The 15,709-nt window shown below is 68.5% G+C and carries 13 protein-coding genes; all 13 read left to right on the top strand.

Annotated elements, in window-relative coordinates; all coding sequences use genetic code 11:
* Positions 1–8: 8 nt before the first annotated feature.
* The 13 genes from ABZ078_RS06690 to nuoN are packed head-to-tail and all read left to right on the top strand — an operon-like array spanning position 9 to position 15,692.
* A complete protein-coding gene (locus ABZ078_RS06690) occupies positions 9–563 on the top strand; it encodes an NADH-quinone oxidoreductase subunit B (protein ID WP_062151585.1) in 555 nt (184 codons plus the stop codon).
* A complete protein-coding gene (locus ABZ078_RS06685) occupies positions 560–1,321 on the top strand; it encodes an NADH-quinone oxidoreductase subunit C (RefSeq protein ID WP_356572275.1) in 762 nt (253 codons plus the stop codon). The genes ABZ078_RS06690 and ABZ078_RS06685 overlap by 4 nt, the downstream gene beginning before the upstream one ends.
* The gene (locus ABZ078_RS06680; RefSeq protein WP_356572273.1) at positions 1,318–2,640 is read left to right on the top strand and encodes an NADH-quinone oxidoreductase subunit D; all 1,323 of its coding nucleotides are present in this window, start codon (positions 1,318–1,320) and stop codon (positions 2,638–2,640) included. The genes ABZ078_RS06685 and ABZ078_RS06680 overlap by 4 nt, the downstream gene beginning before the upstream one ends.
* Positions 2,637–3,509, top strand: a complete 873-nt coding sequence (nuoE, locus tag ABZ078_RS06675; RefSeq protein ID WP_356572271.1) for an NADH-quinone oxidoreductase subunit NuoE — start codon at positions 2,637–2,639, stop codon at positions 3,507–3,509. Before ABZ078_RS06680 ends, nuoE begins: the two co-directional genes overlap by 4 nt.
* Positions 3,506–4,858, top strand: coding sequence for an NADH-quinone oxidoreductase subunit NuoF (gene nuoF, locus ABZ078_RS06670; protein ID WP_356572269.1), 1,353 nt, complete (start codon positions 3,506–3,508; stop codon positions 4,856–4,858). The genes nuoE and nuoF overlap by 4 nt, the downstream gene beginning before the upstream one ends.
* The gene (locus tag ABZ078_RS06665) at positions 4,855–7,359 is read left to right on the top strand and encodes an NADH-quinone oxidoreductase subunit G (protein WP_356572267.1); all 2,505 of its coding nucleotides are present in this window, start codon (positions 4,855–4,857) and stop codon (positions 7,357–7,359) included. Before nuoF ends, ABZ078_RS06665 begins: the two co-directional genes overlap by 4 nt.
* On the top strand, positions 7,356–8,720 hold the full coding sequence (gene nuoH / locus ABZ078_RS06660; protein ID WP_356572266.1) for an NADH-quinone oxidoreductase subunit NuoH: 1,365 nt from the start codon (positions 7,356–7,358) through the stop codon (positions 8,718–8,720). The genes ABZ078_RS06665 and nuoH overlap by 4 nt, the downstream gene beginning before the upstream one ends.
* The gene (gene nuoI, locus ABZ078_RS06655; protein WP_356572265.1) at positions 8,713–9,354 is read left to right on the top strand and encodes an NADH-quinone oxidoreductase subunit NuoI; all 642 of its coding nucleotides are present in this window, start codon (positions 8,713–8,715) and stop codon (positions 9,352–9,354) included. Before nuoH ends, nuoI begins: the two co-directional genes overlap by 8 nt.
* The gene (locus ABZ078_RS06650; RefSeq protein ID WP_356572264.1) at positions 9,351–10,193 is read left to right on the top strand and encodes an NADH-quinone oxidoreductase subunit J; all 843 of its coding nucleotides are present in this window, start codon (positions 9,351–9,353) and stop codon (positions 10,191–10,193) included. The genes nuoI and ABZ078_RS06650 overlap by 4 nt, the downstream gene beginning before the upstream one ends.
* On the top strand, positions 10,190–10,489 hold the full coding sequence (nuoK, locus tag ABZ078_RS06645) for an NADH-quinone oxidoreductase subunit NuoK (RefSeq protein WP_003998919.1): 300 nt from the start codon (positions 10,190–10,192) through the stop codon (positions 10,487–10,489). Before ABZ078_RS06650 ends, nuoK begins: the two co-directional genes overlap by 4 nt.
* Positions 10,490–10,504: 15 nt before the next feature.
* The gene (gene nuoL, locus ABZ078_RS06640) at positions 10,505–12,469 is read left to right on the top strand and encodes an NADH-quinone oxidoreductase subunit L (RefSeq protein ID WP_356572262.1); all 1,965 of its coding nucleotides are present in this window, start codon (positions 10,505–10,507) and stop codon (positions 12,467–12,469) included.
* Between the two features lie 5 nt (positions 12,470–12,474).
* On the top strand, positions 12,475–14,046 hold the full coding sequence (locus ABZ078_RS06635; RefSeq protein WP_356572260.1) for an NADH-quinone oxidoreductase subunit M: 1,572 nt from the start codon (positions 12,475–12,477) through the stop codon (positions 14,044–14,046).
* A complete protein-coding gene (nuoN, locus tag ABZ078_RS06630; RefSeq protein ID WP_356572258.1) occupies positions 14,043–15,692 on the top strand; it encodes an NADH-quinone oxidoreductase subunit NuoN in 1,650 nt (549 codons plus the stop codon). The genes ABZ078_RS06635 and nuoN overlap by 4 nt, the downstream gene beginning before the upstream one ends.
* The last annotated feature ends 17 nt before the right edge of the window (positions 15,693–15,709 follow it).

Raw genomic sequence — 15,709 nt, 5'->3', positions numbered from 1 at the left:
TTAAAGACATGGGACTCGAAGAAAAGCTGCCGAGCGGATTCCTGCTGACCACCGTCGAACAGGCCGCGGGCTGGGTGCGCAAGGCATCCGTCTTCCCGGCCACCTTCGGCCTCGCATGCTGCGCCATCGAGATGATGACCACCGGCGCCGGCCGCTACGACCTGGCGCGCTTCGGTATGGAGGTCTTCCGCGGATCCCCGCGCCAGGCCGACCTGATGATCGTCGCCGGCCGGGTCAGCCAGAAGATGGCGCCGGTGCTCAGGCAGGTATACGACCAGATGCCGAACCCCAAGTGGGTGATCTCCATGGGGGTCTGCGCCTCCTCGGGCGGCATGTTCAACAACTACGCCATCGTCCAGGGCGTCGACCACATCGTCCCGGTCGACATCTATCTCCCCGGCTGCCCGCCGCGGCCGGAGATGCTGATGGACGCCATCCTCAAGCTGCACCAGAAGATCCAGACCTCCAAGCTCGGCGTGAACGCCGAGGAGGCGGCCCGCGAGGCGGAGGAAGCGGCGCTCAAGGCCCTGCCCACGATCGAGATGAAGGGGCTGCTGCAGTGAGCGACGCGAACGGCACCAACGGGGCGAACGGGTCGAACGGGGTCAACCCCGAGAAGGACCTCTCCGCCTCCAACCTCCCCGGCCAGCGTGGCCAGGGCGGCGAGGAGATCCGCGTCCAGCGCGGCATGTTCGGCGCCGACAACGGCGGCGACACCTCCGGCTACGGCGGCCTCGTCCGCTCGGTCCGGCTCCCGGGGCCGGCGAGCCGCCCCTACGGGGGCTGGTTCGACGAGGTCGCCGACGAGCTGGAGGGCGCCCTGGAGGAACAGGGCCTCCTCCCCGAGAACGCCATCGAGAAGACGGTCGTCGACCGCGGCGAACTCACCTTCCACATCGAACGCGAGCACCTGGTCCGCGTCGCCCGCACCCTGCGCGACGACCCGGCCCTGCGCTTCGAACTGTGCACCGGCGTCAGCGGTGTCCACTACCTCAGCGACAAGGGCCGCGAGCTGCACGCCGTCTACCACCTGCGCTCGATCACCCACAACCGGCTGATCCGCCTCGAAGTCAGCGCCCCCGACAGCGACCCGCACATCCCGTCGCTCGTCTCCGTGTACCCGACGAACGACTGGCACGAGCGCGAGACGTACGACTTCTTCGGCATCGTCTTCGACGGTCATCCCGCCCTGACGCGGATCATGATGCCGGACGACTGGCAGGGCCACCCGCAGCGCAAGGACTACCCCCTCGGCGGCATCCCCGTCGAGTACAAGGGCGCCCAGATCCCGGCTCCGGACCAGCGGAGGTCGTACTCGTGAGCACACAGTCAGCATCCGCCCGTGAGACCACGGAAGGCACCGTTTACACGGTGACCGGTGGCGACTGGGACGAGGTCGTCCAGGCCGCGGCCCGCGCCGACGACGAGCGCATCGTCCTCAACATGGGGCCGCAGCACCCCTCCACCCACGGTGTGCTCCGCCTGATCCTGGAGATCGACGGTGAGACCGTCACCGAGGCCCGCTGCGGCATCGGCTATCTCCACACCGGCATCGAGAAGAACCTCGAGTACCGGACCTGGACGCAGGGCACCACGTTCGTGACGCGCATGGACTACCTGACGTCCTTCTTCAACGAGACCGCCTACTGTCTCGCCGTCGAGAAACTCCTCGGCATCGAGGACCAGATCACCGAGCGCGCCAAGATCATCCGGGTGCTCCTGATGGAGCTGAACCGGCTCTCCTCGCACCTGGTGTGCATCGCCACCGGCGGCATGGAACTCGGTGCCACCACGATCATGATCTACGGATTCCGTGATCGTGAAATGATTCTCGACATCTACGAGCTCATCACGGGCCTGCGGATGAACCACGCGTACATCCGCCCCGGCGGACTCGCCCAGGACCTGCCGCCCGGCGCGGTGGACCAGATCCGCGAGTTCGTGAAGAAGATGAAGAAGAACCTCCCGGAGTACGACAAGCTCGCCACCGGGAACCCCATCTTCAAGGCGCGCATGCAGGACATCGGCTATCTCGACCTGGCCGGCTGCATGGCACTCGGCGCCACCGGCCCGATCCTGCGCTCCACCGGCCTGCCGCACGACCTGCGCAAGGCACAGCCGTACTGCGACTACGAGACGTACGACTTCGAGATCCCGACCGCCGACACCTGCGACTCCTACGGGCGCTTCCTGATCCGCCTGGAGGAGATGCGCCAGTCGCTGGGGATCGTCGAGCAGTGCCTGGACCGGCTCCAGCCCGGCCCGGTCATGGTCGCCGACAAGAAGATCGCCTGGCCCGCCCAGCTCGCCCTGGGACCTGACGGGCTCGGCAACTCCCTCGACCACATCAAGAAGATCATGGGCACCTCCATGGAGGCCCTGATCCACCACTTCAAGCTGGTCACCGAGGGCTTCCGCGTCCCGCCGGGACAGGCGTACGCGGCCGTCGAGTCGCCCAAGGGCGAGCTCGGTGTGCACGCCGTGTCCGACGGCGGCACCCGCCCCTTCCGGGTCCACTTCCGGGACCCCTCCTTCACCAACCTGCAGGCCATGGCGGCGATGTGCGAGGGCGGCCAGGTCGCCGACGTCATCGTCGCCGTGGCGTCCATCGACCCCGTGATGGGAGGCGTCGACCGGTGACCACCTCTTCTTCTGAGCGGGGCGTCAGCCTGGGCATGCCCGAACTGCCCGCGCCCGGCTACCCGGACGACGTTCGAGAGCGGCTCGAGAGGGACGCGCGCGAAGTCATCGCCCGCTACCCGGACTCCCGGTCCGCGCTCCTGCCGTTGCTGCACCTCGTGCAGTCGGAGGAGGGCCATGTCACGCGCACCGGCATGCGGTTCTGTGCCGACGTACTCGGCCTGACCACGGCCGAGGTCACCGCGGTCGCCACCTTCTACACCATGTACCGGCGCAAGCCGAGCGGTGACTACCAGGTGGGCGTGTGCACCAACACTCTGTGCGCGGTGATGGGCGGTGACGCGATCTTCGAGGAGCTCCAGGAGCACCTGGGCGTCGGCAACGGCGAGACCACCGACGACGGCAAGGTCACCCTGGAGCACATCGAGTGCAACGCGGCCTGCGACTTCGCACCGGTCGTGATGGTCAACTGGGAGTTCTTCGACAACCAGACCCCGGCGAGCGCCAAGCGCCTCGTCGACGATCTGCGCGCGGGTCGGGACGTCGAGCCGACGCGCGGTGCTCGGCTGTGCACCTTCAAGGAGACCGCGCGGATCCTGGCCGGCTTCCCCGACGAGCGGCCCGGGGCCGTCGAGGAGAGCGGCAGTGCGGGACCGGCGTCGCTGGTGGGCCTCCGCCTGGCCAGGGGAGAGGCCGCACCCGCGCGCGTGGTCCATCCGCGGGACGGCGGCCCGCACGACGAGCCGCAGGACAGGACAGTGCACCAACCGTCGCCGGCTGAACACCTCAGCTCGCACGACGCGCCGCAGAAATCGTCCGCGTCCGACCCAGCCCACCCGGCAGGGCCTGTCGCCGAGGAGGGGGAGTGATGACGTTGGCACCCGAGCTGAAGGAAAACAGCCCCGAGAAGCTGCTCGCACCCGTGCTGTCGGCCTTCTGGGACGAGGACAGGTCCTGGACGCTGGACGTCTACCGAAGGCACGAAGGATACGAGGGGCTCCGCAAGGCGCTCGCCATGTCGCCGGACGACCTGATCGCGTACGTCAAGGACTCCGGTCTGCGCGGGCGCGGTGGCGCGGGATTCCCGACGGGAATGAAATGGCAGTTCATTCCGCAGGGTGATGGAAAACCGCACTATCTAGTTGTCAACGCCGACGAATCGGAGCCCGGAACCTGCAAGGACATTCCGCTCCTCTTCGCGAACCCGCATAGCCTCATCGAGGGCATCGTCATCGCCTGTTATGCCATCAGGTCGTCGCATGCCTTCATCTATCTGCGTGGTGAAGTCGTCCCCGTGCTGCGGCGGTTGCACTCGGCCGTGAGCGAGGCCTATGCGGCCGGCTACCTCGGCGAGAACATCCTCGGCAGTGGCCTCGACCTCGAACTCACCGTGCACGCGGGCGCGGGCGCGTACATCTGCGGTGAGGAGACCGCACTGCTCGACTCGCTCGAAGGCCGTCGTGGTCAACCGCGGCTGCGTCCCCCCTTCCCTGCTGTGGCAGGTCTCTACGCCTGCCCGACTGTTGTGAACAACGTCGAGTCGATCGCCTCGGTTCCCGCGATTCTGCATCGGGGCAAAGACTGGTTCAGGTCGATGGGCAGTGAGAAGTCCCCGGGCTTCACGCTCTACTCGCTCAGCGGCCATGTCGCGAGCCCCGGCCAGTACGAGGCCCCCCTCGGCATCACGCTCCGCCAGCTTTTGGAGATGAGCGGCGGGATGCGCCCCGGACACCGCCTGAAGTTCTGGACACCGGGCGGCTCCTCGACGCCGATGTTCACCGACGAGCACCTCGACGTCCCTCTTGACTACGAAGGAGTGGGCGCCGCTGGTTCCATGCTCGGCACGAAGGCGCTCCAGTGCTTCGACGAGACGACCTGCGTCGTCCGCGCCGTCACCCGCTGGACCGAGTTCTACGCCCATGAGTCCTGCGGCAAGTGCACACCCTGCCGCGAAGGCACGTACTGGCTGGTGCAGTTGCTGCGCGACATCGAGGCCGGCAAGGGCGTCATGAGTGACCTCGACAAGCTGAACGACATCGCCGACAACATCAACGGCAAGTCCTTCTGTGCCCTCGGCGACGGTGCCGCCTCGCCGATCTTCTCCTCGCTGAAGTACTTCCGCGAGGAGTACGAGCAGCACATCACGGGCCGCGGCTGCCCCTTCGACCCGGCCAAGTCGACGGCCTGGGCCGACCACCGCACGGAGGTGAACGCATGACTGTGACCACCAGCGCTCCCTCCGGAGGGGGAGAGGCGGCGGTCCCGCCGGAAGACCTCGTCTCGCTGACCATCGACGGCGTCGACATCAGCGTGCCGAAGGGCACCCTGGTCATCCGGGCCGCCGAGCAACTCGGCATCGAGATCCCCCGCTTCTGCGACCATCCGCTCCTCGACCCGGCCGGCGCCTGCCGCCAGTGCATCGTCGAGGTCGAGGGCCAGCGCAAGCCGATGGCGTCCTGCACGATCACCTGCACCGACGGCATGGTGGTCAAGACGCACCTGACCTCGCCGGTCGCGGAGAAGGCCCAGAAGGGTGTGATGGAGCTCCTGCTCATCAACCACCCGCTGGACTGCCCGGTCTGCGACAAGGGCGGTGAGTGTCCGCTGCAGAACCAGGCCATGTCGCACGGGCACGCCGAGTCCCGCTTCGAGGGAAGGAAGCGGACGTACGAGAAGCCGGTCCCGATCTCCACGCAGGTGCTGCTCGACCGTGAGCGGTGCGTGCTGTGCGCCCGCTGCACCCGGTTCTCCAACCAGGTCGCGGGCGACCCGATGATCGAGCTGGTCGAGCGGGGCGCGCTGCAGCAGGTCGGCACCGGTGAGGGCGACCCGTTCGAGTCGTACTTCTCCGGCAACACCATCCAGATCTGCCCGGTCGGCGCGCTCACCTCGGCGGCCTACCGGTTCCGCTCCCGCCCCTTCGACCTCGTCTCCTCGCCGTCGGTGTGCGAGCACTGCTCCGGCGGCTGCGCGACGCGTACGGACCACCGGCGCGGCAAGGTCATGCGGCGGCTCGCGGCCGACGACCCCGAGGTCAACGAGGAGTGGATCTGCGACAAGGGGCGGTTCGCGTTCCGGTACGCCCAGCAGCGTGACCGGCTTCAGACGCCGCTCGTGCGCAACGCCGAGGGCGATCTCGAACCGGCCTCCTGGCCGGAGGCGCTGCAGATCGCGGCCCAGGGCCTGCTCGCCTCACGCGGCCGGACCGGTGTCCTGACCGGCGGCCGTCTCACCATCGAGGACGCCTACGCGTACAGCAAGTTCGCGCGCGTGGCGCTCGACACCAACGACATCGACTTCCGCGCGCGCGTGCACAGTGGCGAGGAAGCCGACTTCCTGGCGGCCCGGGTCGCGGGTCACGGCCGGGACCTCGACGGTACGGGCGTCACGTACACGGCCCTGGAGAAGGCACCGGCCGTCCTGCTGGCAGGGTTCGAGGCCGAGGAGGAGGCGCCCGGCGTCTTCCTGCGGCTGCGCAAGGCCTGGCGCAAGCACGGCCAGAAGGTCTTCTCGCTCGCCACGCACGCCACGCGCGGCCTGGAGAAGGCAGGCGGCACACTGCTGCCGGCCGCCCCCGGCACCGAGACCGAGTGGCTGGACGCGCTCGCCGGCGGAGTCGGCCTGGACGAGGCCGGGTCGAGGGCGTCCGAAGCACTGCGCACCGAGGGCGCGGTGATCGTCGTCGGCGAGCGGCTGGCCGCAGTGGCGGGCGGACTCACCGCCGCCGTACGGGCCGCGTCCGCGACCGGCGCCGAGCTGGTGTGGATCCCGCGCCGGGCGGGCGAACGCGGTGCCGTCGAGGCGGGTGCGCTGCCGTCGCTGCTGCCGGGCGGACGTCCGGCGACCGATCCACGCGCGCGTGACGAGGTCGCCGCCGTCTGGGGCCTGGCCGAACTGCCGCACCGCTACGGCCGCGACACCGGCCAGATCGTCGAGGCCGCCGCGTCCGGCGAACTCCAGGCGCTGCTCGTCGCGGGCGTCGAGGTCGCCGACCTGCCGGATCCGGCACGCGCGCGTGAGGCGCTCGCCGAGGTCGGCTTCGTGGTGTCGCTGGAGCTGCGGCCCGGCGAGGTGACCGAGCTCGCCGACGTCGTCCTGCCCGTCGCCGCGGTCGCGGAGAAGGCCGGCACCTTCCTCAACTGGGAAGGCAGGGTGCGCTTCTTCGAGGCCGCGCTCAAGCCCGACCAGATGACCCGCCGCCTGGCACCGACCGACGCGCGCGTGCTGCAGATGCTGGCCGACGCCATGGACGTACACCTGGGCCTGCCGGATCTGCGCACCACGCGCGCGGAGATCGACCGGCTCGGATCCTGGGACGGACCACGGGCGACCGCACCCCTGGAAAGCGCCGCCCAGTTGCCGCGGCCGGCCGCCGGTGAGGCCGTCCTGGCCGGGCACCGGCTGCTGCTCGACCAGGGCCTCCTCCAGGAGGGCGACGAGGCGCTCGCCGGTACCCGGCACGCCGCCTACGCGCGGCTGTCGGCCGCCACGGCCGCCGAGGTCGGCGTCAAGGACGGCGACGTACTGGCCGTGACCGGCCCCGCCGGGGTCGCCGAACTGCCGCTCAAGATCACGGCGATGCCCGACCGCGTGGTCTGGCTCCCGCTGAACTCCGTGGGCCATGGCGTCGCCTCCGACACCGGGGCGCTGCCCGGCTCACTCGTCCGCATCGGTCCGGCGACCCTCGCGACCGAGGCCCCCGAGGAGGTGGAGGCATGAGCCCGTTCCTCGCCGCTGAAGACCTCTCGATGTTCGGTCGCGACCCCTGGTGGCTGGTCGTCATCAAGGCGGTGTTCTGCTTCGCCTTCCTGATGGTGACCGTGCTGTTCTCCATCGTCTGGGAGCGCAAGGTCGTCGCCTGGATGCAGCTGCGCATCGGCCCCAACCGGCACGGCCCCTGGGGCATGCTCCAGTCACTCGCCGACGGCATCAAGCTGATGCTCAAGGAAGACGTCATCGTCAAGCGCGCGGACAAGGTGGTCTACGTCCTCGCGCCGATCGTCGCGGCCATCCCGGCCTTCATGGCGATCGCGGTGATCCCCTTCGGCCCGGCCGGCAACGAGATCTCGATCTTCGGCCAGCGCACCACCATGCAGCTCACCGACCTGCCGATCGCGATGCTCTACATCCTCGCGGTCGCCTCGGTCGGCATCTACGGCATCGTGCTCGCGGGGTGGAGTTCTGGATCAACCTACCCGCTGCTCGGCGGCCTGCGTTCCTGCGCGCAGATGATCTCGTACGAGATCGCCATGGGCGCCGCCTTCGCGTCGGTGTTCCTCTACTCCGGTTCGATGTCGACCTCGGCGATCGTCGAGGCACAGCAGGACCGCTGGTACATCATCTTGCTGCCGGTCTCCTTCCTGATCTACATCGTGACGATGGTCGGCGAGACCAACCGCGCCCCCTTCGACATGCCGGAGTCCGAGGGCGACCTCGTCGGCGGCTTCAACACCGAGTACTCGTCGATCAAGTTCGCGATGTTCATGCTCGCCGAGTACGTGAACATGGTGACGGTCTCGGCCGTGTCGGTGACGCTCTTCCTGGGCGGCTGGCGGGCCCCGTATCCGGTCAGTGCCTTCTGGGAGGGCGCGAACCACGGCTGGTGGCCGCTGCTCTGGTTCGTGGTCAAGGTCCAGTTGCTGCTGTTCTTCTTCATCTGGCTGCGCGGCACGCTCCCGCGGGTCCGCTACGACCAGCTGATGAAGCTCGGCTGGAAGGTCCTCATCCCGGTCTCCGTCGTCTGGCTGATGCTTGTCGCGACCGTGCGGAGCCTGCGGAACGAGGGCTACGAGTTCGCCGACATCGCCCTCTACGTCGCCGGGGGCGTCCTCGGGCTGCTGCTCCTCTCCTTCGTCGTGGACATGTTCCGCGAGCGGGCGAAAGCGGCCGCGCAGCCCGGTGAGGAACCCGCCGCCTTCGACGCGATGGCGGGCGGATTCCCCGTACCGCCCCTGCCCGGACAGGACCTTCCTCCGGTGCCCCGGCGCCGCCCGCGCCGCGAGCGGGAGCTGATTGTCAGTGGTGGGTCCGATACTCAGAGTGATGGATCTCTGGATGGAAAGGAGGCGTCCGATGGCTGAGGAGCCCAAGGAGACCAAGCCCGGTTTCCTGAACCCCGTGGCCGGCTTCGGCGTGACCTTCAAGGCCATGTTCAAGAAGCGGCTGACGGAGCAGTACCCGGAGCAGCAGAAGACCACCGCTCCCCGCTTCCACGGACGGCACCAGCTCAACCGCCATCCGGACGGCCTGGAGAAGTGCGTCGGCTGTGAACTGTGCGCCTGGGCCTGCCCCGCCGACGCCATCTATGTGGAAGGCGCCGACAACACCGACGAGGAGCGTTACTCGCCGGGCGAGCGGTACGGCCGCGTGTACCAGATCAACTACGCGCGCTGCATCCTGTGCGGCCTGTGCATCGAGGCGTGCCCCACGCGTGCGCTCACGATGACCAACGAGTTCGAACTCGCGGACTCCAGCCGCGCCAACCTCATCTACACCAAGGAGCAGCTGCTCGCCGGCCTCGAGGACGGCATGGTGGACACCCCCCACGCCATCTATCCGGGGACCGATGAGCAGGACTACTACCGCGGGCTGGTGACGGAGGCCGCGCCGGGCACGACCCGGCAGGTCGCGCTGTCCAAGGGCGAGGTCCCTCAGGAAGCCGAGTCGACCTTCGGTGAGGAAGAACCGGCGTCGGGGAAGGTGATCGGCCGATGACCGAGCAGCTCGCCGCCTACTCCACCTCGACCGGAGAGGCCGTCCAGTTCTGGATCCTCGGCACCGTCGCCGTCATCGGCGCCCTGTGCACCGTCTTCATGAAGAAGGCCGTGCACAGCGCGCTCTGCCTCGCCGGGACCATGATCGTTCTGGCGGTGTTCTATCTCGCCAACGGCGCCTACTTCCTGGGCATCGTGCAGATCGTCGTCTACACCGGCGCGATCATGATGCTGTTCCTGTTCGTGGTGATGCTCGTCGGTGTCACGGCCGCTGACTCCCTGAAGGAGACCATCAAGGGCCAGCGCTGGCTGGCCCTTCTGTGCGGGCTCGGCTTCGGTGTCCTGCTGACCGCGGGCATCGGGAACGCCTCCCTGAAGGAGTTCAACGGCCTCGCCCAGGCGAACGCGAACGGCAATGTGGAGGGCATCGCGACCCTCCTGTTCACCAAGTACGTCTTCGCGTTCGAGATCACCGGCGCCCTGCTGATCACGGCCGCCGTCGGCGCCATGGTGCTCACCCACCGCGAGCGCACCGAGCGTGCCAAGACCCAGCGCGAGCTGTCCGAGCAGCGCGTCCGGGAAGGAAAGCACGTCCCGCCGCTGCCGGCGCCCGGTGTGTACGCCCGGCACAACGCCGTGGACATCGCGGGCCTGCTGCCCGACGGCACCCCGTCCGACCTCACGGTCAGCAAGACGCTGCGCGAGCGCGGCCAGATCCGGGACGTGTCCACCGAGGCGCTCAACGACCTGCGGGCGCTCGAACAGCGCGCTGAGGAACGCCTGGGGCGGACCGCGATCGAGCCGTCGACCTTCAAGCGGCCGGAGGAGGCGTCCAAGTGAATCCGGTCAACTACCTCTATCTCGCCGCCCTGTTGTTCACGATCGGCGCCACCGGGGTGCTGATCAGGCGCAATGCGATCGTCGTCTTCATGTGCATCGAGCTCATGCTCAACGCCTGCAACCTCACGCTCGTCGCCTTCTCCCGGATGCACGGCAATCTCGACGGCCAGATCATCGCCTTCTTCACGATGGTCGTCGCCGCCGCGGAGGTCGTCGTCGGGCTCGCGATCATCGTGTCGCTGTTCCGTTCCCGCCATTCGGCCTCGGTCGACGACGCCAGCCTGATGAAGCTCTGAGGGGTCGGAAGAATCGTGGAGAACCTGATTGCGCTGCTGGTCGCGGCGCCCTTGCTCGGAGCGGCCGTCCTGCTGTGCGGTGGCCGGCGTCTCGACGCCGTCGGCCACTGGATCGGCACGCTCCTGTCGTTCGTCTCCTTCGCCTTCGGTGTGATCCTCTTCGCCGACCTGCTCGGCAAGGACACCGAACACCGGACCCTGACGAGTCACCTGTTCAGCTGGGTCCCGGTCGAGGGGTTCCAGGCGGACATCGCCTTCCGCCTCGACCAGCTGTCGATGACGTTCGTGCTGCTGATCACCGGTGTCGGCTCGCTGATCCACCTGTACTCGGTCGGGTACATGGAGCACGACGAGCGGCGCCGCCGCTTCTTCGGCTATCTGAACCTGTTCCTCGCGGCGATGCTGCTGCTCGTCCTCGCCGACAACTACCTGCTGCTGTACGTCGGCTGGGAGGGCGTCGGTCTCGCCTCCTACCTGCTCATCGGCTTCTGGCAGCACAAGCCCAGCGCCGCGACGGCCGCGAAGAAGGCCTTCCTGGTCAACCGCGTCGGCGACATGGGCCTGTCGATCGCGATCATGCTGATGTTCCTGTGGTTCGGCACCTTCGCCTTCGGGCCGGTGCTCGGCACCCACGGGGAGGCCGGCCTGGTCGGTGACGCGAACGAGGGCAAGCTCACCGCCATCGGTCTGATGCTGCTGCTGGCCGCCTGCGGCAAGTCCGCCCAGGTGCCGCTGCAGTCCTGGCTCGGGGACGCGATGGAGGGCCCGACCCCGGTCTCGGCCCTCATCCACGCCGCGACGATGGTGACCGCGGGCGTCTACCTGATCGTCCGCTCCGGAGCCATCTTCAACGCCGCGCCCGACGCGCAGTTGTTGGTCACCATCGTCGGCGCCGTCACGCTCCTCTTCGGTGCGATCGTCGGTTGCGCGAAGGACGACATCAAGAAGGCGCTGGCCGGCTCGACCATGTCGCAGATCGGCTACATGATCCTCGCCGCGGGCCTCGGCCCCATCGGCTACGTCTTCGCGATCATGCACCTGGTGACGCACGGCTTCTTCAAGGCCGGGCTGTTCCTCGGCGCGGGTTCCGTCATGCACGGCATGAACGACGAGGTCGACATGCGCAAGTACGGCGGCCTGCGCAAGTACATGCCGGTCACCTTCGTCACCTTCGGCCTCGGCTACCTCGCCATCATCGGCTTCCCCGGTCTGTCCGGCTTCTTCTCCAAGGACAAGATCATCGAGGCGGCGTTCGCCAAGGGCGGCACCGAGGGCTGGATCCTGGGCGGGTGCGCGCTGCTGGGCGCGGCCATCACGGCGTACTACATGACCCGCGTGATGCTGATGACGTTCTTCGGAGAAGAACGCTGGCGCCACACCTCCACCGCGTCCCCGGCCGAACCCGGCGTGGAGCCCGCCGCCGAGACGCGCGGCGAGCACGCGGAGCCGCACCCGCACGAGTCGCCGAAGGTCATGACGATCCCGATGATCGTGCTGGCCGTCGGGTCGGTCGCCGGCGGTGCGTTCTTCAGCATCGGCGACCGCTTCATCCACTGGCTGGAGCCCATCACCGGGCACGCCCACGGCCATCCGCCGATCAGCGCGGGAGCGGTCACCGCCGCGACCGTGGCGTGCATGGTCATCGGTGTCGCCGTCGCCTACGCCCAGTACGGCCGCCGCCCGGTCCCGGTCATCGCCCCGCGCGGATCGCTGCTCACCCGGGCCGCCCGGCGCGACCTGCTCCAGGACGACTTCAACCACGTCGTCCTGGTGCGCGGCGGCGAGCACCTCACACGCTCCCTGGTGTACGTCGACCACACCCTGGTCGACGGCGTCGTCAACGGCACGGCGGCCTCCATGGGCGGCCTGTCCGGACGGATGCGCAGGCTGCAGAACGGCTTCGCGCGGTCGTACGCGGTCTCGATGTTCGGCGGTGCGGCGATCCTCATCGCCGCGACCCTGCTGATGAGGGCGGTCTGATACCGATGTCCTTTCCTCTGCTGACAGCCACGGCGGTGCTCCCGGCGATCGGGGCGATCGCCACGGCCGCCGTACCGGCCGCGCAGCGCACCGTCGCCAAGTGGCTGGCGCTGCTCGTCTCACTGGCCACACTCGCCCTCGCGATCACCGTCCTGGTCCGCTTCGACCCCGACGGCGACCGCTACCAGCTCACCGAATCCCACGCCTGGATCGCCGACTTCGGCGTCCGTTACGAACTCGGCGTGGACGGCATCGCGGTGGCGCTCATCGCGCTGACGGCGCTGCTGATCCCGTTCATCATCCTCGCGGGCTGGCACGACGCCGACCCGCTGGAGACCGGCAGCAGCCGGTGGCGGCCGACGCAGGGCTTCTTCGCCCTGATCCTGGCCGTCGAGGCGATGGTGATCCTCTCGTTCGAGGCCACCGACGTCTTCCTCTTCTACATCTTCTTCGAAGCCATGCTCATCCCGATGTACTTCCTCATCGGCGGCTTCGGGGACCGTGCCCACGAGCACGGTGAGAAGGTGGCGTCGACGCAGCGGTCGTACGCGGCCGTGAAGTTCCTGCTCTACAACCTGGTCGGCGGTCTGATCATGCTGGCCGCGGTGATCGGCCTCTATGTGGTCGCCGGGAACTTCAGCCTCCAGGAGATCGCCGAGGCCCGGGCCAACGGCTCGCTCGACATGGCGACGAACACCGAACGCTGGCTGTTCCTCGGCTTCTTCTTCGCCTTCGCGGTGAAGGCGCCGCTGTGGCCGCTGCACACCTGGCTGCCCAACGCGATGGGGGAGGCCACCGCACCGGTCGCCGTCCTCATCACCGCGGTCGTCGACAAGGTGGGCACCTTCGCGATGCTCCGCTTCTGCCTCCAGCTGTTCCCGGAGGCGAGCAAGTGGGCGACGCCCGCGATCCTCGTGCTGGCCGTGATCAGCATCATCTACGGGGCGCTGCTCGCGGTCGGCCAGCGGGACATGAAGCGCCTGATCGCCTACGCGTCGATCTCGCACTTCGGATTCATCATCATGGGCATCTTCGCGATGACCAGCCAGGGCCAGTCCGGCGCGACGCTGTACATGGTCAACCACGGCATCTCCACGGCCGCGTTGATGCTCGTCGCCGGCTTCCTGATCTCGCGGCGCGGCTCGCGGCTCATCGCCGACTACGGCGGTGTGCAGAAGGTCGCGCCCGTGCTCGCCGGTACCTTCCTGATCGGCGGTCTGGCGACGCTGTCGCTGCCGGGACTGGCACCGTTCGTCAGTGAATTCCTGGTCCTGGTCGGCACGTTCACCCGCTACCCGGTGATCGGCATCATCGCCACCTTCGGCATCGTGCTCGCCGCGCTCTACACCCTCGTCCTCTACCAGAGGACGATGACGGGCCCGGTGAAGCCCGAGGTCTCCGCGATGCCCGACCTCAGGGTGCGCGAACTCGTGGTCGTCGCCCCGCTGGTCGTACTGCTGATCTTCCTGGGCGTCTACCCGAAGCCCGTCACGGACATCGTCAACCCGGCGGTCAAGCAGACCATGTCCGACGTACAGAAGAAGGACCCCCAGCCCGAGGTGGAGGCGGCCAAGTGAGCGCATCAGCCGTCCACAGCCTGTGGACAACCGCGGCCGACCCGATCTCGAAGATCGACGCGCCGAAGATCGAATACGGACAGTTGTCGCCCACCCTGATCGTCGTCGGCGCGGCGATCATCGGGGTGCTGATCGAGGCGGTCGTCCCGCGCAAGTCCCGTTACTACGTCCAGGTGTTCGTCTCCGTCGTGGCACTCGTCGCGGCTTTCGCCGCGGTGGTGGCGCTGGCGGCCGGCGGGTACGCCACGACCAAGTCGGGCATCGCCGCGATGGGCGCGATCGCCGTCGACGGACCGGCCCTGTTCCTGCAGGGCACGATTCTGCTGGCGTCCCTGGTGGGCCTGTTCACCTTCGCCGAACGGCGACTCGACCCGGCGGCCCACGGCAACCGCGTGGACTCCTTCGCCGCGCAGGCGGCGTCCGTGCCGGGCAGCGACAGCGAAAAGGCCGCCGTCAAGGCCGGGTTCACCACCACCGAGGTGTTCCCGCTGCTGATGTTCGCGGTCGCCGGCATGCTGGTCTTCCCGGCGGCCAACGACCTGCTGACACTGTTCATCGCCCTGGAAGTCTTCTCGCTCCCGCTGTACCTGATGTGCGCCCTGGCACGCCGCAAGCGGCTCATGTCGCAGGAGGCCGCGGTCAAGTACTTCCTGCTGGGCGCGTTCGCCTCCGCGTTCACCCTGTTCGGCATCGCGCTGCTGTACGGGTACGCGGGCTCCGTGTCGTACGCGACGATCGCGCAGGTCGTCGACGGGACGATCCCGGACGTCACCCCGGCGCTCGCGGACACGATGGGCAACGACGCGCTGCTGCTCGTCGGCGCCGCGATGATCGTGATGGGCCTGCTGTTCAAGGTGGGCGCGGTGCCCTTCCACATGTGGACGCCGGACGTCTACCAGGGCGCCCCGACGCCGGTGACCGGGTTCATGGCGGCGGCGACGAAGGTGGCCGCCTTCGGCGCGCTGCTGCGGATCCTGTACGTGGTGCTGCCCGGCCTGCGCTGGGACTGGCGGCCGGTCATGTGGGGCGTCGCGATCGTCACCATGCTGGGCGGCGCGATCGTCGCGATCACGCAGACCGACATCAAGCGCCTGCTGGCGTACTCGTCGATCGCGCACGCCGGCTTCATCCTCGCGGGTGTCATCGCGACCACGCCGTCCGGGGTGTCGTCCGTTCTCTTCTACCTGGCCGCGTACTCGTTCGTGACGATCGGGGCGTTCGCGGTGGTGACGCTGGTGCGTGACGCCGGCGGCGAGGCGACGCACCTGTCCAAATGGGCCGGTCTGGGCCGCCGTTCGCCCCTGGTGGCGGCCGTGTTCGCGGTGTTCCTGCTGGCCTTCGCCGGTATCCCGCTGACCTCTGGCTTCGCCGGGAAGTTCGCCGTGTTCAAGGCGGCGGCGGAGGGCGGCGCTGGCCCGCTGGTCGTGGTCGGTGTGATCTCGTCCGCGATCGCGGCGTTCTTCTACATCCGCGTCATCGTCCTGATGTTCTTCAGCGAGCCGAAGCCGGAGGGGCCGACGGTCGCCGTGCCGTCGCCGCTGACGATGACGGCGATCGGGGTCGGGGTGGCGGTCACGCTCGTGCTGGGTGTGGCGCCGCAGTACTTCCTGGATCTCGCGGGGCAGGCGGGGGTGTTCGTGCGCTGACGCGGTGCCCACCTGTA

The sequence above is a fragment of the Streptomyces sp. NPDC006385 genome (assembly GCF_040612485.1).
GTDB lineage: Bacteria > Actinomycetota > Actinomycetes > Streptomycetales > Streptomycetaceae > Streptomyces.
This window is presented reverse-complemented; position numbering and strand designations above follow the sequence as displayed.